This window comes from Variovorax sp. V35 (assembly GCF_041154465.1).
GTDB lineage: Bacteria > Pseudomonadota > Gammaproteobacteria > Burkholderiales > Burkholderiaceae_C > Variovorax > Variovorax boronicumulans.
Genome location: NZ_AP028666.1, coordinates 3881391 through 3902923 on the forward strand (window position 1 = coordinate 3881391; position 21533 = coordinate 3902923).

At 69.4% G+C, this 21533-nt stretch carries 18 protein-coding genes; 5 read left to right on the top strand and 13 right to left on the bottom strand.

Annotation, left to right across the window (positions count from 1 at the left end):
* Positions 1-33: 33 nt before the first annotated feature.
* Genes ligA through smc form a run of 3 tightly spaced genes read right to left on the bottom strand, consistent with a single transcriptional unit; the run spans position 34 to position 6792 of the window.
* Positions 34-2130, bottom strand: coding sequence for an NAD-dependent DNA ligase LigA (gene ligA, locus ACAM42_RS17965; RefSeq protein ID WP_369628921.1), 2097 nt, complete (start codon positions 2128-2130; stop codon positions 34-36).
* Positions 2131-2156: 26 nt separating this feature from the next.
* Positions 2157-3263, bottom strand: a complete 1107-nt coding sequence (locus tag ACAM42_RS17970; protein WP_369628922.1) for a cell division protein ZipA C-terminal FtsZ-binding domain-containing protein — start codon at positions 3261-3263, stop codon at positions 2157-2159.
* A 13-nt stretch (positions 3264-3276) separates the two neighbouring features.
* Positions 3277-6792, bottom strand: a complete 3516-nt coding sequence (gene smc / locus ACAM42_RS17975) for a chromosome segregation protein SMC (protein WP_369628923.1) — start codon at positions 6790-6792, stop codon at positions 3277-3279.
* Between the two features lie 113 nt (positions 6793-6905).
* On the opposite strand from smc, the gene ACAM42_RS17980 reads away from it, so the two are divergent.
* From ACAM42_RS17980 to ACAM42_RS17995, 4 genes are all read left to right on the top strand, one after another.
* Complete coding sequence (locus ACAM42_RS17980) at positions 6906-7676, top strand: hypothetical protein (protein WP_369628924.1); 771 nt, start codon at positions 6906-6908, stop codon at positions 7674-7676.
* A 55-nt stretch (positions 7677-7731) separates the two neighbouring features.
* The gene (locus ACAM42_RS17985) at positions 7732-8052 is read left to right on the top strand and encodes a helix-turn-helix domain-containing protein (protein ID WP_369628925.1); all 321 of its coding nucleotides are present in this window, start codon (positions 7732-7734) and stop codon (positions 8050-8052) included.
* The gene (locus ACAM42_RS17990) at positions 8049-9344 is read left to right on the top strand and encodes a type II toxin-antitoxin system HipA family toxin (protein ID WP_369628926.1); all 1296 of its coding nucleotides are present in this window, start codon (positions 8049-8051) and stop codon (positions 9342-9344) included. Before ACAM42_RS17985 ends, ACAM42_RS17990 begins: the two co-directional genes overlap by 4 nt.
* 79 nt (positions 9345-9423) lie before the next feature.
* Positions 9424-10116, top strand: coding sequence for a hypothetical protein (locus tag ACAM42_RS17995; RefSeq protein ID WP_062471226.1), 693 nt, complete (start codon positions 9424-9426; stop codon positions 10114-10116).
* Positions 10117-10372: 256 nt separating this feature from the next.
* On the opposite strand, the gene fabG is transcribed toward ACAM42_RS17995, so the two are convergent.
* Genes fabG through ACAM42_RS18045 form a run of 10 tightly spaced genes read right to left on the bottom strand, consistent with a single transcriptional unit; the run spans position 10373 to position 19908 of the window.
* Positions 10373-11104, bottom strand: coding sequence for a 3-oxoacyl-ACP reductase FabG (gene fabG, locus ACAM42_RS18000; protein ID WP_062471225.1), 732 nt, complete (start codon positions 11102-11104; stop codon positions 10373-10375).
* Positions 11101-11574: a hydroxymyristoyl-ACP dehydratase gene (locus ACAM42_RS18005; protein WP_369628927.1), complete on the bottom strand. Its 474-nt coding sequence runs from the start codon at positions 11572-11574 to the stop codon at positions 11101-11103. Before ACAM42_RS18005 ends, fabG begins: the two co-directional genes overlap by 4 nt.
* The gene (locus tag ACAM42_RS18010) at positions 11571-12341 is read right to left on the bottom strand and encodes a class I SAM-dependent methyltransferase (protein WP_369628928.1); all 771 of its coding nucleotides are present in this window, start codon (positions 12339-12341) and stop codon (positions 11571-11573) included. The genes ACAM42_RS18005 and ACAM42_RS18010 overlap by 4 nt, the downstream gene beginning before the upstream one ends.
* Positions 12338-13180 carry a polysaccharide deacetylase family protein gene (locus ACAM42_RS18015; RefSeq protein ID WP_157627289.1) on the bottom strand — a complete coding sequence of 281 codons (843 nt, stop codon included), beginning with the start codon at positions 13178-13180 and terminating at the stop codon, positions 12338-12340. Before ACAM42_RS18015 ends, ACAM42_RS18010 begins: the two co-directional genes overlap by 4 nt.
* Positions 13181-13200: 20 nt before the next feature.
* Positions 13201-15606, bottom strand: a complete 2406-nt coding sequence (locus ACAM42_RS18020) for an MMPL family transporter (protein WP_369628929.1) — start codon at positions 15604-15606, stop codon at positions 13201-13203.
* On the bottom strand, positions 15603-16238 hold the full coding sequence (locus ACAM42_RS18025; protein ID WP_369628930.1) for a LolA-related protein: 636 nt from the start codon (positions 16236-16238) through the stop codon (positions 15603-15605). The genes ACAM42_RS18020 and ACAM42_RS18025 overlap by 4 nt, the downstream gene beginning before the upstream one ends.
* The gene (locus ACAM42_RS18030) at positions 16210-17220 is read right to left on the bottom strand and encodes an acyl-CoA synthetase (protein ID WP_369628931.1); all 1011 of its coding nucleotides are present in this window, start codon (positions 17218-17220) and stop codon (positions 16210-16212) included. The genes ACAM42_RS18025 and ACAM42_RS18030 overlap by 29 nt, the downstream gene beginning before the upstream one ends.
* Positions 17217-18932, bottom strand: coding sequence for an AMP-binding protein (locus ACAM42_RS18035; RefSeq protein ID WP_369628932.1), 1716 nt, complete (start codon positions 18930-18932; stop codon positions 17217-17219). The genes ACAM42_RS18030 and ACAM42_RS18035 overlap by 4 nt, the downstream gene beginning before the upstream one ends.
* A gap of 16 nt (positions 18933-18948) precedes the next feature.
* Positions 18949-19593: a hypothetical protein gene (locus ACAM42_RS18040; RefSeq protein WP_070060740.1), complete on the bottom strand. Its 645-nt coding sequence runs from the start codon at positions 19591-19593 to the stop codon at positions 18949-18951.
* 3 nt (positions 19594-19596) lie between these two features.
* The gene (locus tag ACAM42_RS18045) at positions 19597-19908 is read right to left on the bottom strand and encodes a phosphopantetheine-binding protein (RefSeq protein WP_062482694.1); all 312 of its coding nucleotides are present in this window, start codon (positions 19906-19908) and stop codon (positions 19597-19599) included.
* A 102-nt stretch (positions 19909-20010) separates the two neighbouring features.
* Here ACAM42_RS18045 and ACAM42_RS18050 point away from each other — a divergent pair, with 102 nt between their 5' ends.
* Entirely contained in the window at positions 20011-21522 is a 1512-nt protein-coding gene (locus tag ACAM42_RS18050; RefSeq protein WP_307693558.1) for a helicase HerA-like C-terminal domain-containing protein, read from the top strand.
* Positions 21523-21533: the final 11 nt, after the last annotated feature.

Consider the following 21533-nt stretch of genomic DNA (forward strand, 5'->3'; position numbering starts at 1 on the left):
CCGGTAAGGGCCCGGTGCCGGGGCGCCGGCGACTCAGGCGTCAGGCGCCGGCGGAACACCGCTGGCGAGGATCTCCAGCATACGCGCCTCGTCGATCACCGTGACGCCGAGGTCGCGCGCCTTGTCCAGCTTGCTGCCGGCCTCTTCCCCGGCCACGAGGTAGTGGGTCTTCTTGCTGACGGAGCCGGCCACCTTGGCGCCGGCTGCCTCCAATTTATCCTTCGCTTCGTCGCGGCCCAGCGTAGGAAGGGTGCCGGTGATCACGAAGGTCAGTCCCGCCAAAGGCTTGGGCGCGCGGGCTTCGGGCTCGAACTCTTCCCAGGTCAGGCCGCAGGCGCGCAGTTGCTCGACCACCTCGCGGTTGTGCGGCTGGTCGAAGAAGGTGCGCAGGCTCTGCGCCACCACCGGACCGACGTCGTTGACCTCGAGCAGCTGTTCCTCGGTCGCGTCCATGATGGCGTCGAGCTTGCCGAAGTGCTTGGCGAGGTCTTTCGCCGTGCTCTCGCCGACGTGGCGGATGCCCAGGCCGAACAGGAAGCGCGGCAGCGTGGTCTTCTTCGAGGCCTCAAGCGCATCGACGAGGTTCTGGGCCGACTTCTCTGCCATGCGGTCCAGCCCCGCCAGCGTGACGAAGCCGAGCTTGTAGAGATCGGGCAAGGTGCGGATCAGGTTGGCATCGACCAGCTGCTCGACCAGCTTGTCGCCCAGCCCGTCGACATCGACCGCGCGCCGCGCCGCGAAATGCAGGATGGCCTCCTTGCGCTGCGCCGCGCAGAACAGGCCGCCGGTGCAGCGGTAGTCGACCTCGCCCTCCTCCCGCACCGCCTCGGAATCGCAGACGGGGCACTTGCGGGGCATGGTGAAGACCGCACCGCGCTGGTCGTCGGGCTTGGCCAGGCTGTCGGGCGCCACGCCCACCACTTCGGGAATCACATCGCCGGCTCGGCGCACGATCACGGTATCTCCCACGCGCACGTCCTTGCGGCGCGCTTCGTCCTCGTTGTGCAGCGTGGCGTTGGTCACGGTCACGCCGCCCACGAACACCGGTGCCAGCTTGGCCACCGGCGTGAGCTTGCCGGTGCGTCCCACCTGGATCTCGATGCCGACCACCTCGGTCAGCTGCTCCTGCGCGGGGTACTTGTGGGCCACGGCCCAGCGCGGTTCGCGCGAGACAAAGCCCAGCTGGCGCTGCAGCTCCAGGCTGTCGACCTTGTAGACCACGCCGTCGATGTCGTACGGCAGCGCATCGCGCTGGCGGCCGATGGTTTCGTGGAACGCTATCAGTTCAATAGCACCGGTCGCCCGCGCGGTCTGCGTGGCCACCGGAAAGCCCCAGGCGTGGAACTGCTGCAGCCAGTCGAACTGGGTCGCGATGTCGGGGCCGCCTTCGGTCGCGGGCGAAACCTCGCCCAGGCCGTAGGCAAAGAAGCTCAGCGGGCGCTCTGCCGCGATCGCCGGGTCGTGCTGGCGCACCGCGCCGGCCGCCGCGTTGCGCGGGTTGACGAACACCTTCTCGTTCTTCTGCCCGGCGGCGATCTTCTGGCGCTGGCGTTCGTTGAGGGCATCGAAATCGGCGCGCTTCATGTAGACCTCGCCGCGCACCTCGACCACCGGCGGGGCCGCGCCCTTGAGCTTGAGCGGAATCTCGCGCACGGTGCGGATGTTCTGTGTGACGTCCTCGCCCACCTCGCCGTCGCCGCGCGTGGCGGCCTGCACCAGCACGCCGTGTTCGTAGCGCAGGCTCATGGCCAGCCCGTCGAACTTGAGTTCGCAGACATAGCTGATCTGCGGCGCGTCTTCGGCCAGGCCCAGTTCGCGTCGCACCCGCGCATCGAAGGCGCTGGCGCCGGCGGGCGTGATGTCGGTCTCGGTGCGGATCGACAGCATCGGCACCCGGTGGCGCACCTTGGCCAGGCTGTCGAGCACCGTGCCGCCCACGCGCTGCGTCGGCGAATCGGGCGTGCGCAGTTCGGGAAACTCGGTCTCCAGCACCTGCAGGCGCTGGAACATCTTGTCGTACTCGGCGTCGGGCAGCTCGGGGGCGTCGAGCACGTAGTACAGATGGGCGTGGCGATGCAGCTGCTCGCTCAGTGCGGCGGCTTCGCGTGCCGCTTCGTCGCGCGTTGTCATGGGGTGTCCCTCGGGAAAAAGACGGGTCAGCTGAAGAGGCGTCGCGCCAGCGGCGAACCCGCGGCCAGATCGCGTGCGTCGAGCGTGTCGTACAGCTGCTCGAGGTCGGTGCCGATCACGTCCATGGTTTCGTCGCGCAGCAACTGGCCGTCGCTGTCGGTCACCACGCCGTCCATCTCGCGGGCGAGCGTGGCGGCGGCTTCGCGCATGCGTCGGAACGGCTCTTCGCCGCGATCGACCTGCGGCACGTCCAGGCTCAGGCTGAGCTCGCGAATCGCCGATTGCGCCGGATCGTCGGCCAGCGCGGCCTGGGTGTCGAACGAGAGCCCGAGGATCGGCGGCAGGCCGGCCTCGCTGGTCGGCAGCACCATGCGGCCCGGAATGATCCCGGCCACGAAGCCCAGCCGCGCGGCGTTCTGCTGCACGTAGCCCGGGCTCCAGGCGGCGTGCAGCGCGCGCAGCACGAAGCCCAGCTGTGCGTCGTGCGCGCTGGCGAACTGGTCGAGCTCGCGGGCGCGCGCCACTTCGTCGAGCATCTCGGGAAACTCGGGCGCGCCGTTCACGGCGTCGGCAAAGGCCTGCGCCTTGACCACGAACTCGGAGTACTCGATCTCGTTGAGTGCCCCGGTGCGGTTGGCCAGCTGCACGCCGACCTGGAACGCGCGGTAGCGCTGCCCGGGCGCCGGCGGCTCCCATTGGCTGGTGAGGTCGTTCAGGCCTTCGATGGCCACCGGCTTGCTGCCGGCGCGGCGCGTCGACGGCATCGACGCGAGCGCGGCATCGCCCGAGGCCAGGCCTTCGAGCGAGATGGGCGCGATGACGTCGATCAGCGGATCGAGCCCGCCGCGGCGCTCGCCGGTGGGCATGGGCACGCCGCTGGGCGCGGGCAGGTCGGGGTCGAACAGCGGCTCGTGGCGGTCGCTGCCGGCCACCTGGCTCGGGTCGGCATGGAGCATCGGCTCCACACCGCCGTCGCCGCCGCCGGCCAGCGCGCGCTCGGCCTCGGCCAGGGCGACATCGACCGCATCGGGCTGGCGCGGCGCGTTGCGGCGCGACATCAGGGTGTTGTAGGCCACGACGGCCGCGAGAACGAGGCCGCCGAGGATCGCCAGGGCGAGGGTGAGATTGCTCATGCGCGCGCCTGCCTTATGCCGCTTCGACCATCGAGACCGCCGACTCCATGTCGACCGCAACGATGCGCGACACGCCCTGCTCCTGCATGGTCACGCCGATCAGCTGTTCGGCCATTTCCATGGCGATCTTGTTGTGGCTGATGAAAAGGAACTGGGTTTCACGGCTCATGGCGGAGACGAGTTTGGCATAGCGTTCGGTGTTGGCGTCGTCCAGCGGCGCGTCCACTTCGTCCAGCAGACAGAAAGGCGCCGGGTTCAGCTGGAAGATGGCGAACACGAGCGCAATGGCCGTGAGCGCCTTCTCACCGCCCGAGAGCAGGTGGATGGTCTGGTTCTTCTTGCCGGGCGGCTGGGCCATGACCTGCACGCCGGAATCGAGGATTTCGTCGCCCGTCATCATCAGCTTGGCGTTGCCGCCGCCGAACAGCTCCGGGAACATGCGGCTGAAGTGCTCGTTGACGATCTTGAAGGTGCCGCCAAGCAGGTCGCGCGTTTCGGCGTCGATCTTGCGGATGGCGTCTTCGAGCGTGCCGATGGCTTCGTTCAGGTCGGCCGACTGGGCGTCGAGGAAGATCTTGCGCTCGCTCGCAATCGCGAGTTCGTCGAGCGCGGCCAGGTTGACGGCGCCGAGCGCGACCACCTCGCGGTTCAGGCGGTCGATTTCGCTTTGCAGGCCGGTCAGGCGCACCTTCTCGGTCTCGATCGATTGCGCGACCGCCTCGAGGTCGGCGCCGGCGTCGTCCAGCAGCTGTTGGTACTGTTCGACGCCCAGGCGCGCGGCCTGCTCCTTGAGCTGGAACTCGGTGATGCGCTGGCGCAGCGGATCGAGTTCGCGCTCCAGCTGCAGCCGGCGCTCGTCGCTGGCGCGCAGCTTGAGTGTGAGGTCGTCGTACTGGCTGCGAGCCGCGCCCAAGGCGGTCTCGCGCTCCAGCTTGAGCGACAGCGCGTCCTGCAGGCCGGCTTGCGCAGCGGCGTCCGACAGGCGGCTCAGCTCGGCGCGGGCCCGCTCGTCTTCGTCGGTCAGCGCCACGGTCTGCTGCGAAGCGGTTTCGATGCTGCGGTTCAGTTCGCCGCGGCGCGCTTCGAGCGTGCGCTGCGAGAAGGTGGCTTCCTGCGCCTGTCGCTCGAGGCTGCGGTGCTGTTCGCGGCTGGCCGTGAGCGCGCGGCCGGCTTCGATCACGCGCTCGTCGAGCTGCGCATGGCGCTCCTGGCTGTCGGCCAGCTGCATGTCGAGCTCTTCGAAGCGGCCTTCGGCGGCGATGCGCTTTTCTTGCAGTTCCTCGAGCTGGGCATCGACCTCGCCGAGGTCGGCGGCCAGCTGCTGGCTGCGCGCACGGGTCTGTTCGGCGAGCTGCGTCATGCGCAGCGTCTCGACCTGCAGTTCATGGGCGCGCGACTGCGTTTCGGCGGCTTCGCGGCGGGCCGTGACCAAGCGTTGTGCGGCGTCGCCGTAGGCCGCTTCGGCGCGGACCAACGCGGTGCGCGCCTCTTCGTTGATGAGCGTCTGGGCCTTGAGCTGGCGCTCGAGGTTTTCCATTTCCTGCTGACGGGCCAGAAGGCCGGCCTGCTCGGAATCGGGCGCGTAGAAGTTCACGCTGTGCGACGACACGGCATGGCCGCTGCGCACGTAGATCACCTCGCCGGGCTGCAGCGTGGCGCGCTGGGCCAGCGCCTCTTCGAAAGTCTCGGCCGTGAAGCAGCCGTGCAGCCAGTCGTTCAGCAGCGCCTGCTGGCCAGCGTCGTTCAGGCGCAGCAGGCTCGACAGCTTGGGCAGCGCGCCCGCGCCCTGCGACACGCCAGCGGCGGGCGGGCTGTAGAAGGCCAGCTTGGCGGGCGGTGCGTCGTTGCCGAAGGCACGCACCATGTCGAGCCGGCTGACCTCGAGCGCACCGAGGCGCTCGCGCAGTGCGGATTCGAGCGCGTTCTCCCAGCCCTGTTCGATGTGGATGCGGCTCCACAGGCCCTGCAGGCCGTCGAGGCCATGCTTGGCGAGCCAGGGGGCGAGCTTGCCGTCGGTCTTGACCTTCTCCTGCAGCGCGCGCAGCGCTTCGAGGCGGGCCGAGAACTCGGCGTGGCGGGCGCCCTCGGTGTTGACGGCCTGCTGCTTGGCGCGACGGTCTTCGTCGAGCTGGGGCACGGCCTCCTGCAGCTCCTGCAGGCGGGCGTCGGATTCGCTGGCGGTTTCCTGCGCCGCGGCCAGCTGCTCCTGCATTTCCGTCAGCCGGTCTTCGTCGGGCGCGGCCAGTGCGTTCTGATCGGCGCGCAGGCGTTCGCTGCGCAGCGTGAGCTGGCGGCTCTGGTCTTCGATGTTGCGCTGGTCGGCGGCCAGCACCTGGATCTGCTGCTGCACCTGCGACACCGTGGCGCGCTGCGTGTTGGCTTCGTTCTGCGCACGCTGCACGGCCTCTTCGAGATCGGGCAGGCGCGCGTCGTGCTCTTCGAGCTGCGCGGCCAGCAGGATGGCCTGCTCTTCGGCATCGACGCCGGCACCGGCCAACGTCTCGATCTCGGCTTCGGCTTCTTCGCGACGGCGGCCCCACTGGCCCATCTGTTCGCGCAGTTGCACGAGGCGCTGCTCGACGCGCTGGCGGCCTTCGACCACGAAGCGGATCTCGCCTTCGAGCCGGCCGACTTCGGCGCTGGCTTCGTACAGCTTGCCCTGCGCCTGGTTCACCAGGTCGCCGGCGCCGTAGTGGGCCTGGCGCACGGTTTCGAGCTCGGACTCGATGCGGCGCAGGTCCGCGGTGCGCGATTCGAGGTCGTTGATGGCCTTTTCCGAGTCGGCCTTGATCTTGGCCTGGTCGGCATCGCTTTCGCCGCGCTTGAGGAACCACAGCTGGTGCTGCTTCTTCGTGGCGTCGCCCTGCAGCGCGTTGTAGCGCGCCGCCACCTCGGCCTGCTTCTCGAGCTTCTCGAGGTTGGCGTTGAGTTCGCGCAGGATGTCTTCGACGCGCGTGAGGTTCTCGCGCGTATCGCCCAGGCGGTTCTCGGTTTCGCGACGGCGCTCCTTGTACTTGGAGACACCCGCAGCTTCCTCGAGGAACAGGCGCAGTTCCTCGGGCTTGGATTCGATGATCCGGCTGATCGTGCCCTGGCCGATGATGGCGTAGGCGCGCGGGCCGAGGCCGGTGCCCAGGAACACGTCCTGCACGTCGCGGCGACGCACCGGCTGGTTGTTGATGTAGTAGCTGCTGGTGCCGTCGCGCGTGAGCACGCGGCGCACGGCGATTTCGGTGAACTGGTTCCACTGGCCGCCGGCGCGGTGGTCGGCGTTGTCGAACACCAGTTCGACGCTCGAGCGGCTGGCCTGCTTGCGGGTGGTCGTGCCGTTGAAGATCACGTCCTGCATCGACTCGCCGCGCAGTTCCGACGCACGCGACTCGCCGAGCACCCAGCGCACGGCATCCATGATGTTCGACTTGCCGCAGCCGTTCGGCCCCACCACCCCGACCAGTTGGCCCGGCAGCAGGAAGTTGGTGGGTTCGGCGAACGACTTGAAGCCCGAGAGCTTGATGGAGTTAAGACGCACGACTTGTCGCCCTGCCTTGGCGTAGCGCCAAGGTATTGATTTGTAAGGAAAATTGCACGGGCCCGCAGCTTGAAGCGGGCCGCCGCCCCAGCCGTGGATGATAACGTCAGGGCATGAGCGATTCCCTGGCTTCTCCCCTCGCGGCGCGACGCACCTGCCTGTTGGCGGGCACCGCGGCCGCCCTGCTCGCGCCGCTGGCGCTGACGGGCTGTTCCTCCTTCCGTTCCACCGAGCGCGCCGAGCCCTACGGCAACCAGGAATGGCTGCAATCGGCCACCAACCGCATCGCCAACCTGTCGCTGCGCGACAACCTGCAATCGGTGCGCCGCGTGCAGACCACGCTGTACCGGCGCAACCCGCGCGAATGGCGCAAGTCGGCCGCCAGCATGGAAGAAGCCACGCAGCGCACCTGGGACGCGGTCCTGCAGGGCACGCCGCTGCCCGAATTGCGCGGCGCCACCGGCATCGACGCCATCCGCCTGGCCTTCGAGACCGGCCCGCAGGCCTACCAGGGCGACCGCGTGGCGGCGCTGGTCGTCGGGTGGGCCTCGATGCTCAAGCAGGCCAACGGCAACACCTGGGACCAGACCATGATCGACGGGGTCGACGCCGAGAACAGCTACCGCACGGCGCGCAACTTCGAGATTTCGCTCTGGCTCATTTCTTCCAAGACCGGCCCCGACGGCCAGCCACTGCTGCTGGCCACCGAGATCAGCGAGCGCGGGCGCAACCTCGTGGCCGATCGCGAACTGTCGAAGGTGGTGGCACGGCTCGACCTGCTGGCCGCGCAGGCCGACGAGAAGTACCGCCGGGCGGCCCTTGATTTCGGGCAGAACTGGGTGATGGGCGTGGTCATGCCGCTCTTCACGCTGATACCCAAGTAGGTTCTTCGCATCGGAAATATGTTTCCGAAATAGGCATTTGCGGTAATATATTTCCGTGGACAAGCAGGAACTCATCACCGCCCTCACGGCGCGTCGCGGGGCCACCGGCCTCACGAACGCCGAGATCGCCTTGCGTTCGGGGCTCACCGAGCGCTCGGTGCGCAATGCCCTGAGCCTGAAGGGCAATCCGCAACTGTCGTCGCTGCTCGCGCTGGTCGATGCGCTGGGGCTCGAACTTCAACTCGCGCCCAAGGGCTTCGGCGAAGGCACGGCCGTCGATCCCGGCTACCGCCCGGTCGCCACGCGTGTCGGTCGTGCGCTGGCCGACGCGCCTGCCGCGCCGCCCTACGTGCGGGGCCGCCGCTCACCGCCATGAACGTCAAGATCCTCGAGATTTCGCTCGGCGCACACCGTCTCGGCAAGCTGTTCCAGTACGCCGACCTGTGTCGTTTCGTGGCGGAGCCCGAGTTGATCGCCAACCCGCCGCCCGGCGTGCTTTCGCTGTCGATGGTCGCGAGCGACCCGGCCGCCCAGGCCGCGTTGTGGAGCGACGTGAAGAACCCGTTGTTCAACGCCCAGGGCGGCCAGTTGCCCGGCTTCTTCCAGAACCTGCTGCCTGAAGGCGTGCTGCGCAGCCACATCGCGCAGCTGCGCGGTTGCCGCGAGAACGACCACTTCGAACTGCTGGCGGCCTGCGGCGGCGACCTGCCCGGCGCCGTGGCCGCGCGCCCGGTGTCGGTGGACCGCGGCACGCTGCAGCGGCTCATCACGCAGGACCAGGACGCGCTCGAGATGTCGGTGGTCGAGTTGCCGATGCCGCAGGGCATCTCGGTCTCGGGCGTGCAACCCAAGCTCGGTCTGCGCCGCCAGGGCGGGCGCTACGTGGCGCGCGTGCGCGCCGGCGCCAGCACGCGCGTGATCGCCAAGCTGCCGGTGGCCGGCCGACCGCACATGCCGCAACTCGAGATGCTTTCGCTGCAGATGGCCGGGGTGGCGGGTGTCGAGGTGTGTCACGCCGAACTCGCGCCGCTGTCGGCCATTGCGGCGGAGCACAGCTATGCGCTGCCGGACGAGCCCGAGTTCCTGGCCGTCACGCGCTTCGACCGCGACGGTGCGCGCCGCATCCATTTCGAAGATTTCGCCCAGGTGCTCGCGGTCGACCCGATGCACAAGTACAGCGGAAGCTACCTCGACATGGCGCTGGCGATGCGCGCCTTTCCGTCGTTGGGCGAAGACGCCGTGCTCGAACTGGTGCGGCGGCTCGTGGTCAACGACTTGCTGGGCAACCCGGATGCCCACCTGAAGAACTTCGGTGTGCTGTACCCCGATGGCATCGCGCCACGGTTGGCGCCGGCCTATGACATCGTGGCCTATGCGGCATTGCAGGGTGTCGAGGGCCATGCGCTCCCGCTGTTGCCGGCCGCGGTGGGTGCCACCGCCCGTCGCACCGCGATGTTCACGCCGGCCAATGTGCGCGCGTTCTGTTTCTCGGCTGGCTTGCACGAGCCGCGCATGCGACGCGTGGTCGCAGACACGGCCCGTCTCGCGCGCGACCAGTGGCCCGCGATGATCGACGGCTCGGCGCTGCCAGCTCCGTGGAAAAAGCGACTGCAGCAGCGCTTGCAGGCACATCCCTTGCTGCAGGGCATGAGCAAGCGGGGTCGCTAGCCACAGTGGTGCGACAGGTGACCCCTAGAATGAATCCGCCCTCCTCCACCCCTCAACCCATTCGAGGCAGCAACCACTCATGAGCTCCATCAACTTCATCGGCGGCGAAAAAGGCGGTGTCGGAAAATCGGTCACGGCCCGCGTGCTGGCCCAGTACTTCATCGATCGCAGCCGGCCCTTCACCGGCTTCGACACCGACCGTTCGCACAGCTCCTTCACCCGCTTCTACGAGGGCTTTGCCTCGCCCGTGGTGGTCGACAGCTTCGAAGGCCTGGACACGGTGGTGAACGGCTTCGAGACCAACCCGAAGCAGAGCGTGATCGTCGACCTCGCAGCGCAGACGCTGGCGCCGCTGTCGCGCTGGATCAAGGAATCCGACCTGTTCGATGTGTTCGAGGAGATCGACGTCACGGTCAACTTCTGGCACGTGCTGGACGACGGCAAGGACTCCACCGACCTGCTCGGCACGCTGATCGACACCTTCGGCAACCGGCCCAACTACATCGTGGTGCAGAACTACGGGCGCGGCAGCGACTTCGGGATGCTGCTGGCGTCGCAGTCGCTATCGAAGGCCAATGCGAACGGCGCACGCGTGATTGCCTTGCCGCGTTTGCACGAAGCCAGCATGCGCAAGATCGATGCGCAGAACACGAGCTTCTGGAAGGCGGTGAACGACCGCGAAGGGCCGCATGCGCTTGGATTGCTGGAACGGCAGCGCGTGAAGTCTTGGCTGGCTACTGCCTACGCTGCGTTCGATACGCTGCCTCTCTAGGCCTTTTGGGAGCGCCCGACAGGCGGCACGGCGTGGTCGGCCCCGCTGTGCCGGCCGCTTCGCGGCTCCCCTGCGGTGCTCGCGTTTCGCGGGGTCTCGCAGAACTCGCCTTCGGCTCAAACAGCTGCGAGCCCTGATCCGCGAAACGCTGCGCTCCTCGGCGGCACAGAGGGGCCGCCCACACCGCACCGCCTGCCGGGCTTCGGGGTGAAGTGGATGCCGCGCCCTTCGCAGGGAAGAACGAACTGGCAGGACCTCAGATCATCCCGCCGTTGATCGAGATCACCTGACCCGTGATGTACGCGGCTTCATCGCCTGCCAGGAACGCTGCCAGCGCCGCCACTTCCTGCGGCGTTCCGGCGCGCTTCACGGGCACCATCTGGTTGATGAGCGCGGGGTCGAACACCGCATCGGCCATCGGCGAGGCGATGATCCCCGGCGCGATCGCGTTCACGGTCACGCCGCGCGACGCCACTTCGAGCGACAGCGCCTTGGTCGCACTGTTCAGCGCGCCCTTGGCCGCGGCGTAGTTCACCTGCCCCTTGTTCCCCGCGATGGCAGCGACGGACGAGATGTTCAGCACGCGCCCCCAGCGGGTGCGCATCATCGGCAGCAGCAGCGGTTGGGTCACGCGGAAGAAGCCGTTCAGCGACACGTCGATCACCTTGTGCCATTGCTCGGCGCGCATGCCGGGCAGTACGGCATCGTCGTGCACGCCTGCGTTGTTGACGAGGATTTGCACCGCGCCGCCTTCGAGGATGCGTGCGCAGCCGGCCGCGCAGGCCTCGTCGCTGCGCAGGTCGAACACATGGCATTCCGCCTTGCCGCCGGCGGCGGTGATCGACGCGGCCAGCTGCTCGATGGCCTCGGGCCGCGAGTTCGCATGCAGCAACACGGTCGCGCCGTCGCGTGCAAAACGCTCCGCCATGGCCGCGCCGAGCGCGCCGCTGGCGCCGGTGATCAGTGTGCGTTTTCCTTCGAAACTCATGACGGTGTGCTTTCCGTGTCTGCCAACGGCGTGTTCAAGACCACCACGGCCCGGCCTTCGGCCAGCAGGCGGCCGTCGTCGGCCGCCACCGTGAATTCATACAAGACCTGCCGGTCGTCGCCGGACAGGCGCTTCGCGCGCACCTGCAACGCCCCGGCGATGTCGTCCAGCCGCGCCGCCGCCAGCTTCACGTTGCGCGCGCTGGCCAGGAAACCGGCCGACGGCGTGCTGCCCTCCGCCGCCAGCAGGCCGCCGTGCAGCGCCATGGCCTGCGCCGCGTACTCGATGGCGTTCGGCGCGAGCAGGCCGCTCTCGGTGCGCAGCGGGTTGTCCGCCTGGCTGTGCGTGGTGGTGCTGCAATGGATCGATTCGCCGTCCCAGCCTTCGAGGCGCTCCAGCAGGCACATGCTGCCGCTGTGCGGAATGCGCGCGGCAATGCCCGCGCGGTCGAGCGTCTGCGGTGTCGTCAAGCGGCAGCCTCCAGGTCGGCCACCAGCAGCACGTTGGCGAAGGGCGTGCCTTCGCTCATCGGAATGCTCTGCACGCGGAACCCCAGGCGCTGCAGCAGCGCAGTCCATTCAGTCAGTGGCCGGCCCCAGGTCGGCGAGACCTTGTGGCCGCGAATACGCGTCACGGTGCGATCGACCCACTGGCTGATCGCGAAACCGCGCGTGCTCGACGCATCGCCCACGCGCAACAGCAGGCGCGCCTTCGGGTTGCCGCCGCGGCGGAGCGCGTCGCGCACGCGGGTCAGCACGCCTTCTTGCGCCGCGAGGTCCACGTAGTGCAGCACGTCGAGGATCACGACCAGATCGCAGTCGGGCAAGGCGGCCGAGCACATGTCGGCGCACACCAGGCGCGGCGTCGGCTTCAGATGGCCGACCGACGCCTCGGCGCGCGCCACGTCCTTCGGCATCAGCTCGATGCCCGTGTAGTCCGCGGCGGCCGGCGTGGCGGCCCATGAGGCCGGCCAGCGGCCCTGTTGCTGCATCGTGCTCATCGAGGCCAGCAGGCTCACGAAGAGGCCTTGCCCGCAGCCGATGTCGACCACGCGCCGGTGCTGCGCGTCGATCAGACCGCGTTCGAGCAGGCCGCGGAACACCGGGTCGCGCCCGAGCTTGCCGCGCGCGAACTGCCAGGCGAAGGTACCGCCCTTCTTGTAGGGCACGGTCGCGGCTTCGTGCAGCTCGCGCCAGGCTTGGTCGGTGGTCATCGTCGATGGCATCACGGCGCTCATGCGGTCTTCAATCCTTCAGGCAGGGTCACCGCGCGCAACCCATCGGTGCGCAGGCGTTGGAGCAACAAGGGCAGGACTTCCAGCAAGACGGGTTGCCCTGCTGCGGTGCGCGCGGCATTGCCGTCGTGCAGCAGCAGGATGTCGCGTGCCTGCAGGTGACGGGCGAGGCGCGCCATCACCTTGGCGGCGTCGCCTTCGCGGGTGTCGAAACCGCGCCGCGTCCAACTCACGAGCGAGAGGCCGAGGCGGTGCAGCACGGGTTCGAGGAAAGGGTTGCGCAGGCCGGCGGGCGCGCGGAAACAGGTCGGGCGCTGGCCGGTCACGTCGGTCAGGATGTCCTGCGCGCGCGCGATCTCCGCCGCGAAGCCGCGCGGGCCGAGGAAGGAGAAGTTGTGCCGATGTCGCGCCGTGTGGTTCTGGATGCTGTGGCCGCGCGCGACGATCTCGCGCGCCAGCGCCGGGTGCGCCAGCACGCGCTCGGCGATGCAGAAGAAGGTGGCGCGCTGGCCGTGCGCGTCCAGCAGGTCGAGCACGCGGGGCGTGACCTCGGGCTCGGGTCCGTCGTCGATGGTGATCGCCACCTCGCGACGCGCAGCGGCGGCCTCGGGCAGGCGCGTGACGTTCGGGCCAAGCAGGTTGCTGCGCGGCGTGAGCCCGGCGCCGGTGATCAGCGCATGGTTCAGCACCACAGCGCCGAGCGCCCAGGGCCATGCGCCCGGCACCAGCACGCCCGCGCCCAGGGCCGCCACATGCACGGCCGCGCTGGCGCGCATGGCCGGCGGCCAGGGCCAGGATTCGGAGGCGGCAGAACGGGTGGAAGGGGCGGAAGGCGACGACATGGTGGGTCCGGATTTTCCCATCAGCGCGGTCGCTGCGGGCTCGGGCCCTTCCCGGGCGCCACGTTGCGCGCGAACGCGGCCGACAGCAGCAGCGCCAGCAAGGCCCCCGGCGCGACCACGCGGCCAATGGACGACAGCGCCGGAATGTCCGAGATCGCGATCAGCCCGAACGACACCACCGTCGTGAGGTTGGCCAGCATCAGCGAGGCCAGCGTGTCTTCGTCGGCGCGCCCGGTCGTGCGCAGCTGGTCGAAGAAGAGCGCGTAGTTCGATCCCACGGCGACGATCAGCAGCAGCCCCACGAGGTGCAGGATGCCGAGTGCCGCCTGTGCCAGCGCCATGCCGCCCAGCGTGAGAACCACCGCGAACAGCAGCGGCTGGCACACGGCCAGCAGCCGGCGCCACGAGCGCAGGTACACGCCCAGCAACAGCACCACCGCGAGCGCACCCAGCAGCACCTGCACGAAGGCCTCGTGCAGGTAACGCTGGTAGAGGCCGCCGAGTTCGCGGCCGACGTCCACCACCTGCACCTCGGGCAGCCCGGCCAGGGCCTCCTCGAGGCGCGCCTGTTCAAAGCCCGGGCCGGGATGCAGCACGACCAGCGTGGACCAGCCACCGCCCGGACGCTCGTACATCAGCGTGTTGACCACGGAGCCCAGCGGGCCGCCCATGAGGTCGGCGCGCTGCACGGGCGCTTGCTTGCGCGCAGCCTCCACGTCGGCCACGAAGGGTCCGAGGCGCGATGCCGGCAGCGGCAGGCCCTTGGTCGCCTCGGCCAGGTTGGCACGCAGCGTGTCGGCGTCGGGCAGGCTGGCCTGGCGCGCCGTTTGCGCGGCCACGCTGGGCAGCACGCGGGTCACGGCTTCGTAGCCGCTGAGCTCGCCCTTGTCGACCAGCGCATCGAGGCGCGCGGCCGCAGCCTCGGTGTGGCGCAGTGCGGCCTGTTCGTCATCGCCGAAGGCCACCACGAGCACGCCGCCGTCGCTGGCGCCGATGTCCTTGCGCAGCATCTCGTCGAGCTGCTGGGCCGAACGCGGCACCGGGCTCATCGCGCTCAGGTCGGCGCGCCACAGGTGGCCACCTTGCCACAGCACCAGCGCGAGCGCCGCCACGCCGAGCGCCGCCAGCGGCCAGCGCAGGCGCGGCAGGCCGCGCACCAGCAGGCCGGCCAGCCGCGCCATGTGCCGGCGCATGCCCATGCCGGTCGCGCCATCGGGTGCCAGCACAGGCAGCACGTAGCGCGTGGCAAGCGCCGCCGACACCAGCCCGGCGATCGAGAACACGCCCAATTGCGCCAGCCCTGGAAAGCCCGAGAACACCAGCGCCGCAAAGCCGCACACGGAGGTCAGCAGGCCCAGCCGCACCGTGGGCCAATGCACCTCGCGCCAGCGCTGCCAGCCAGTACCGGCCACGGCCGCGCCGCGTGCCTGGATCAGGTAGTAGATGGCGTAGTCGACCGTCTCGCCGATCAGCGTGCTGCCGAAACCCAGCGTGAGCCCGTGCACCGAGCCGAACACCAGGCTGACCGACGCGGTGCCGACCACCACGCCCGTGGCCACCGGCAGGAAGGCGATGACCAGCGCGCGCGGCGAGGCAAAGGCCAGCAGCAGCAGCACGCTCATCACGATGCCGCCCACCACCGCGAGGTGGATGGCTTCGGTCTTGATCTTTTCGCGGCTCATCACCGAGAACACGGGCGGCCCGCTCAGCAGCAGCTTGGGCGCGGCCTCGCCCATGCCGCGCGCGGCGGCTTCGTAGGCGGCCTGCACGCGGGCGATGGCGACGGCCTGCGCGTCGAGGTCGCCGCCAGCTGCGCGCGTGGTGGCGATCATGAGCGCACGCGGCGCCTCGCGCGACATCCAGACGCCGGCCTCGCTGCGCGGTGCGCTGGCCGGCACCAGCTCCATCGCGATGCGTTGGGTCTCGCCCGTCGGATCGCTGTCGAGCAAGGGCTTGATCGCGTTGCCGGCCGGCGTGCCGAGCATCGACAGCGTGTCGACGATGGCCTCGCGCAACCCTTCGGCGGTGAACTGCCCCGGCATCACGCCGGACGAGAGCTGGTAGCGGTGCTGGAACACCCAGGTGCCGGCCTCGCTCCAGTCGCTCACGTCGCCGTTCTGCACCAGGTCGAAGAGCTGGCTGTCGCGCATCACCTTGCCGACGGCGCGCGAGACCTCAGCGCGCTGCGCGACGCTGCCGCCCTCGAAGCCCAGCATCAGCGTGCGCGAGGCGACGCCGCTTTGCAGCTGCTCGATGAGCACGCGCTGGCGCAGGTCCGGGCTCTTGGGGAGAAAGGCCGACAGGTCGGCGCCGATCTGGGTGCGCGCGATGACGACCGCGCCAAGGGCCACGACCAAGAGCCACGCCAGCAGAACGACGATGCGGCGCGACCACCCCGGCGGGCCGCCCGCCTGCGCCAGGCTCACGGTGCCGCGCGCCCGGGGGCGCCGGCCGGCAGCGCCGACGGCGGCGCGTTGGGCGAGATGTGCATGACCGAGCGGTCACCGCCCACGAACTCCATCTCCAGCCCCAGCACCTCGCTGTTGCGGCCGGTGATGCGCATGCTGCGCACCTGCGCGGCCAGCCGGCTGTCGTTGGGCGTGAGGTCGAGCGTCCACTTGCCGGCGGCGCCGGTCACGGTGCTCTTGAAGTAGCGCTGCAGCGTGGCGCCATCGCCGCTCAGCGTGCCGCGCATGGCTTCGACCAGACCCAGCAGCTCGGGCATGCTGTCCAGTGCCAGCGTGCGGTTGCGGTTGCCGCGCGACAGGGTCAGCGTGTTGCCGTCGACGGACATGGTCTCGATGCGCGGCGACAGCGTGCGGCGCACCAGCTTGTCGGGCGCCTCGAAGCTCAGCGTGCCGCTCGCGTCGAGCGGGCCTTCGAGGCCGTGCACGAAGCGCTGCTCGGTGAAGCGCGCCTCGCCGCTCTTCTGCCGGGCCAGCAGGCCCATCAGTTCGGGCAGGTCGAACGCCGCCCAGGCCGGCGCGGCACAGAAAGCCACCGCCAGCACCACCACCCTGCAAAGCCGATCAAGCCGCATCTTCGAGCCAGAAATCATGAAAGTTGAACCAGTTGTACGGGTAGGCGCGGCACAGCGCCTCCAGGCGGGCCACATAGGCTTCGACCGCGCTTCGGATGCGGCGTTCACGCTCCGCGGCGTCGACGAACGGCGTGCCGAAGTCGGCCAGCGGGTCGAACCGGACATCGTAGCGGGCACCGCCGCCGTACATGCCGGCCATGAAGAACACCTTGCGGCGCAGCAGCGCCGCCAGCCGGAACGGGCCGTCGTTGAAGACGGCCGGCTGGCCCAGGAAAGGCAGCACGATGTTGTTGCCGCGCTGGTTTGCCGGCTGTTCCTCGCTGCCCGGCAAGGTGCGGTCGGCCAGCATGCCGCCGAGGCCGCCGCCGTCGAGCCAGTCGCGCAGCGCGAGCATGGAATGCGGCCGGCCCAGCGCGATCACGTGGGGCCGCATCTCGGGCAGCGCGATGGCATTCAGGATGGCGGTGATGCGCTGCGCGTTGTCCGGGTACATCAGCATCGCCAGCCGCATGCGGTTCTGGTGCTTCTGCTGCTTGCAGGCGCCGAGCACCTCGAAGCTGCCGATGTGGGCGCCGAGCAGGAAGGCGCCCCGCCCTTCGGCCGCCTCCGCCTCGATCGGGCCGTTGCCTTCGATCTTCAGCTTGAACAGGTCCATGCGCCCGCGCAGGAAGTACACGCGGTCGAGCACGGTGGAGGAAAACGCGTGCAGCAGGCGGTAGCCGTCGACCCAGCCCGCGCGCGGGCCGATGGCCCGGAACAGGTAGCGCTTGATGTAGCGGCGCGGCGCCGGCGCGAACAGCAGGAAGTACAGGCTGATCGGCGGCAGCAGCAGCCGCGTGACGTGCCGTCCGCACACCAGCGCCATGAGGCAGATGAAGCGCAGCGCCAGCATGTTGCTGCGCTCGGGCGCGCGCGCCCAGTCGCCCTGCTGGGCCGCCGGGCGGGCAGTCTGCCGCGCCGCTTCGTCCACGGCGCGCGTTTCGGCGTCGGTGTGCTTCATCCCGCCGACTCTGGCACAGCCGTCCAGCGGCCGGTGACAGCCGCCACGCCGTCACAGCGCACGTCGAAACGCACGCCGCGGCCGGTTCCGGCCTCGGGATGCAGCTCGATGGACAGCGTGCTGCCGGGCCGCACGGGCGCCAGGAACTTGGCGGCCGCGAGCGTCGGGCTCTGGCCGAGCCGTGCCGACAGCGCCGGCACGCGTCGCACGACCTCCATGACCTCGGCCAGCAGCAACGCGCCGGGCACCAGCGGCTGGCCGGGGAAATGACCCGCAAAGACCGGATGGTCGACCGGCACCGTGTGCGCCATCTGCACCGGGGTCTGGTCGTCGGCCAGCTGCGCCAGCGCAAATTCGCGCAGCGCCCGCACCGTGAGCTTGCCCGTGCCTTCGCGCGGGAAGGCCTTGACCTGCACCACGCGGCGCGGCACGAACACCGGCTCCAGGCGTTGCCGCAGTGCAGCAATGATGTCCGCCGCCGTCAGCGTGGGCGCGACCACGAACGCCACCGGCCGCACCACGCCGTCGGCCACCTCGTCGGGCAGCCAGAAGGCGCCGTCCTCGACGCCGGCGATGCTGTTGAGGTGGTAGTTCAGGTGCGCGAGCGAACTGCGCCGGCCGGCGACGTGGATCAGGTCGTTGGCTCGGCCGAACAGGCGAAAGCGCCGCGCATCGAGCAGCTCGAGCACGTCGGCCATCGGCGTCGGCTCGGGAATGAAGTCGCCGCTGAAGATGAAGCGCTCGGGGCCGTCACCCTCCCCCGGTTCCGCATGCACGCGGATCTCGCCGAAGGTTTCCCAGATTTCGCTCTCGGTCGTGCGGCGCGTGGCCACCTGGCCCGATTCGGTGCTGCCGTAGATTTCGAGCAGCACGCCGCCCAGCGCCTGCTCGGCCTGCGCGGCCAGCTGTGGTGACAGCGGCGCGGTGGCCGACAGGATCAGGTCGACCGGTGGCAACTCGATGCCCGACAGCAGCAGCGTCTTCAGGTGGAACGGCGTGGTCACCAGCGCGCGCGGGCGCGGCACCGAGGCCAGCGCCTTCGCGACGTCGGCCGGAAAGAACGGCCGTCCGGTTTCGAAGGCGGCGCCACCGAGCATCGCAAGCAGCACCGACGACTCCAGGCCGTAGCTGTGCTGCACCGGCACGGTCGCCACCAGCGTGAGCCCTTCGAGCGTGGGCCGCTGCAGCACGCGGCACAGCCGCTCGACCGCCACTTCGACGTCGCCGACCAGCGTGCGCCAGGCCTTGGCATGGGGTTGCGGCACGCCGGTGGAGCCCGACGTGAGCAGGCTGGCCGCATGCCGGCCGCCGTCGATGGCGGGCACCGGCGCATCGCCGGCCGGGCCGGGCACGGCCTCGACCTGCAGGCGCCGCATGCCGGGGGTGTCGAGCTTCGCGTCGTCGGTCAGCGCGAACAGGTGGGCGCCGCCGGTTTCGGTCAGGCGCGCCAGCGTGTCCGGCCGCGCATCGGGCGGCAGCAGGCTGGCGTGGCCGCGCACCAGCGCGGCACCCAGGCTCACGGCGAAAGCGTAACGATCGAGGCACAGATTGACGGCAGGCCCTTCGGCGGGCAGTGCGGGCGCCAGGCGTGCGACGTCGGCCAGGAACTGGCGCGTGCTGACCGGCTGGCCGGCGCGCCAGGCCAGGGGCGCGTCGGGGTTGCGGTCCGCGAGCAGCGGCAGGAAGGAAGAAGAAGCGGTGTCGGGGGTCACGCGGGCTGCGCCTGTGTCATTGGCCGCCAGCGCCGTTGTCCACCGTCGAGGTGCCGTAGAACGCGCGCACCGCATCGACGAGGCGCGTGCGTTCGAATTCGGGATGCAGGCGGTAGCGCACGAGGTGCTCGCCCACGAAAAGCAGCGCCACGCTCAGCGGCGACAGCACGTTGGCCAGCAGCGACCAGGCCGAGAACGGCATCGTCAGGTAGACCACGATCGACGAGACGACCACCACGGCGAAATACACCGTCCACACCTGCGTGAGGTGCGTCGTGTACGACAGCATGTGCCCCTTCAGCGGGTGCACGCGCTGCGCGAACTGGGTGATCAGCGGCAGGCCCTTGCCACGCAGCGTCGAGCCGAACCAGCCGCACAAGGCTCCGTTGATGCCGATGTGCTGCAGCACATACAGGCGGTTCGTGTCGCCCGCCTCACCGAGGAAGACGAGCGAGAAGCCGCCGATGCCCAGCGCCGCCGCAATGGCCAGGCCCCAGCGGCCGAACCAGCTGGCCGCGCAGCCCATGGCCGCGATCCACAACGGGCCGAGCAACACCACCACAGCCCAGGGCTCGGTGGCGTGGAACAGCGTCATCCAGTGGGAGAGGCCGGCATACGTGACCCCTACCAGCAGCAGGAGGACGAGTCGCCATCGGGACATGGATCAGGTGGCGCTGCGGTGCTCGGCGACGTGGGTCGCGAGCGTACGCAGCGACTGGAAGATCTGCTGGTTGCGCTCGTCGTCCGAGCGCAGCTGGAAACCGTAGCGGCGCGAGACTTCGAGCGCGACTTCGAGGATGTCGATGGAGTCGAGGCCCAGACCTTCGCCGTACAGCGGGTCGGTGGGAACGATCTCTTCAGGTGCGACCTCGAGATTGAGCGCGTTCACGAGCAACACGGCCAGCTCTTTTTCGATCGGCGACTGTTCGGATGCATCGCCAGTGGCGGGAATGGGGGGCTGAGCAGTCGATGACAAAAAAACCTCCTGAACTTTTTTCCTGAACGACCGTGCGGGGTCGTGAATTATAGGAGTGGCGGTTGATTAGACTGCGCGCTTCGATACGACCCGGAGCGCCCCATGGCCGACCCCCTTCTGATCGCACGCCACGACACCATCGAGTGCACCCTCCTGCCCGGCCTAGCCAACCGCCACGGCCTGATCACCGGCGCCACCGGCACCGGCAAGACCGTCTCGCTCCAGACCATCGCCGAACAACTGTCGAACATCGGCGTGCCGGTGTTCATGGCCGACGTCAAGGGCGACCTGACCGGCATCAGCCAGAAAGGCAGCGTGGGCGAAAAACTGGCCGCCACGCTCAAGGAACGCGGCATCGACGTGCCCGAACCCGCCGCCTGCCCCGTCACGCTGTGGGACGTGTTCGGCGAACAGGGCCACCCGGTGCGCGCCACCGTGTCCGACATGGGCCCGCTGCTGCTGGGCCGCATGCTCGACGTGAACGAAACCCAGGCCGGCGTGCTGAACCTGGTGTTCAAGATCGCCGACGACAGCGGCATGCTGCTGCTCGACCTGAAAGACCTGCGCGCCATGCTGCAGTACGTGGGCGAGAACGCGAGCCAGTTCACCACCGAGTACGGCAATATCAGCGCCGCCAGCGTGGGGGCGATCCAGCGCGGCCTGCTGCAGATCGAGACCCAGGGCGGCGACAAGTTCTTCGGCGAGCCGATGCTCAACATCACCGACTTCATGCAGACGGTGGGCGGCAAGGGGGTGGTGAACATCCTGGCGGCCGACAAGCTCATGAACTCGCCGCGCCTGTACGCCACCTTCCTGCTGTGGATGCTGTCGGAGCTGTTCGAGCAGCTGCCCGAAATCGGCGACCCCGAGAAGCCGAAGCTGGCCTTCTTCTTCGACGAGGCCCACCTGCTGTTCAACGAGGCGCCCAAGGCGCTGGTCGAACGCATCGAGCTCGTGGTGCGGCTGGTGCGCTCCAAGGGCGTCGGCGTGTATTTCGTCACGCAAAACCCGCTGGACATTCCCGATTCGGTGCTGGCCCAGCTGGGCAACCGGGTGCAACACGCGCTGCGCGCCTTTACCCCGCGCGACCAGAAGGCCGTGAAGGCCGCTGCCAGCACCATGCGCCAGAAGCCCGGCCTGGACATCGAGACCGCCATCACCGAACTTGCCGTGGGTGAGGCGCTGGTGAGCTTCCTGGACGCCAAGGGGCGCCCGAGCATCACCGAGCGCGTGTACGTGCTGCCGCCGGGCAGCCAGCTCGGCCCGATCACGCCCGAGCAGCGCAAGGCGCTGATCGCGGGCTCGCTGGTGGCGGGCGTGTACGAAAAGACGGTCGACCGCGAATCGGCCTACGAAAAGCTCAAGGGCCGCGCCGAGAGCGCGCCCGATGCACCGGCCGCCGGCGCCAAGGGCGGGGCCGCCGCCGAAGAATCGTCCGGCATGGGCGGCATGCTCAACGACATGCTCTTCGGCAGCACCGGCCCGCGCGGCGGCAAGCGCGACGGCCTCGTGCAGACCATGGCCAAGTCGGCGGTGCGCACCATGGGCACGTCGGTGGGCAAGGAGATCCTGCGCGGCGTGCTGGGCGGGATCTTCGGCAGCAAGAAGCGCTAGGAGAAAGCGGC